The 1,518-nt window shown below is 43.4% G+C and carries 4 protein-coding genes; 2 read left to right on the top strand and 2 right to left on the bottom strand.

Annotated elements, in window-relative coordinates; translation table 11 throughout:
• Window positions 1–11: 11 nt before the first annotated feature.
• Entirely contained in the window at window positions 12–182 is a 171-nt protein-coding gene (locus F6K49_RS48085; RefSeq protein WP_293109692.1) for a hypothetical protein, read from the bottom strand.
• A gap of 105 nt (window positions 183–287) precedes the next feature.
• Between F6K49_RS48085 and F6K49_RS48080 the strand changes: the two genes are divergently transcribed.
• Window positions 288–539, top strand: coding sequence for an AbrB/MazE/SpoVT family DNA-binding domain-containing protein (locus tag F6K49_RS48080; RefSeq protein ID WP_293109690.1), 252 nt, complete (start codon window positions 288–290; stop codon window positions 537–539).
• A complete protein-coding gene (locus tag F6K49_RS48075; protein WP_293052284.1) occupies window positions 533–679 on the top strand; it encodes a hypothetical protein in 147 nt (48 codons plus the stop codon). Before F6K49_RS48080 ends, F6K49_RS48075 begins: the two co-directional genes overlap by 7 nt.
• A gap of 44 nt (window positions 680–723) precedes the next feature.
• On the opposite strand, the gene F6K49_RS48070 is transcribed toward F6K49_RS48075, so the two are convergent.
• On the bottom strand, window positions 724–1,518 hold a 795-nt coding region (locus F6K49_RS48070), incomplete at its 5' end, for an ATP-binding cassette domain-containing protein (RefSeq protein ID WP_293109688.1).

Here is a 1,518-nt window from a genome sequence, read left to right as displayed (position 1 = left end):
TGCCAAAATTTTCAATCCCAAAAATCGGTTTTAGAACGAATGGGAGGAATGCCTAAACATGTGCTTTCGGTGGGTAATCTATCTGATCGGGATACTCGTAGAGCAAAGGGAACAGGGAACAGGGAACAGGGAATAGGGAGTAGGGAGTAGCGATGCAGCGCGGTCTTGGGGGTTTCCCCCATGAGCGACTGCATCAAGACGGGAGTAGGAAACAGGGGACAAAAATTATCACAATTGATTTAGGATTGCTATAAAATAGGAATTATCCATCAAAAGTAATTAAGCTGATGAAAGCTGCCATTGTACGTATTAGAGATTCCCAAGGAATTAGAATTCCTAAAGCAATTATTGAAGAATGTGGTTTAGCCAATGTAGTTGAAATAACAGTAGAAGATGGGAAGGTGATAATTTCGCCAGTATCCCACTCTCGTCAAGGATGGGAAGAAGCATTTAAAGAAATGGCAGAAAATGGTGATGATGAATTATTAATTGATGATCGGATTAAAAATTATTGGGATGAAGAGGATTGGAAATGGTAGCGATTCCCAAGCCAAAAGATAGTGGTGGGTTTCGTTGCTTCAACCCAACCGAGAAAAGAATGCGATTGCACTTCCTCTCCCTGTTCCCTATTCCCTATTCCCTATTCCCTGCTCCCTGCTCCCTGCTCCCTGCTCCCTAAAACCCAAGACTTTTTACCTCACCCAATTAACTGCTATAGTTCAATCAACTCTCCATCAAAATCAACCTCAAAGCATCTAACTGCACATACCATGGCTGAGGCCAAGCTTTAATCTGATGCCATTTTTCCTTGAAAACTTCAGCTTGGAGGTGATACTGTTGAGGATTGTAGGACTTACCAAGTTTAGTTGGTTTTGCCCCCCTAACCCCCCAATTTTGGGGGGGAATCATGTCAAAGTCCCCCAGAATTGGGGGATTTAGGGGGCAATCCATAAGTCCTGTATTCCTAGAAGCAGTATATAAACTCAAATAAAGTGTAACTCGGTGCTGGGTTTCACTCATGGTCACCAGCCAACAGGGAAAAGTATTGTCGTGATTTGGCTCTTTTAGAAATCTCAGATGATGGGCACGGATGCCAACATAAGCCAACGATTTCCTGATCGGTTCCACAACTAAGAGACTACAGTTCCAGTCCAGGGCTTTAATTTTTTTGTGGTCAATAATTTCAACCCGAGAAAAGTTTTTACACTCGGTTAATTGTGCTACCCTAAAGCTAGGAGGATGCTCAAAAATAGCTTCTTTAGAGCCAGAAGCAATAACCTTTCCTTCGGAAAGTACTAACAGATTACCACAGACCCGGTAAGCTTCCTCTAATTTATGGGTGACGAAAAGAGTCGCTCCTTGATAAGTAGAGAAAATTTCCGTTAGTAGCCTTTCGATCTGATTCCGGAGATAGGTATCAAGGGCAGAAAGGGGCTCATCTAATAGTAACGCTTCTGGTGCGATCGCCATTGCTCTTGCCAAGGCTACCCGCTGCTGCTGTCCCCCAGAAAGTTCGTG

The sequence above is a fragment of the Moorena sp. SIO3I6 genome, assembly GCF_010672095.1.
The sequence above is the reverse complement of the archived record's forward strand: the minus strand, read 5'-3'. Positions and strand labels throughout refer to the sequence as shown.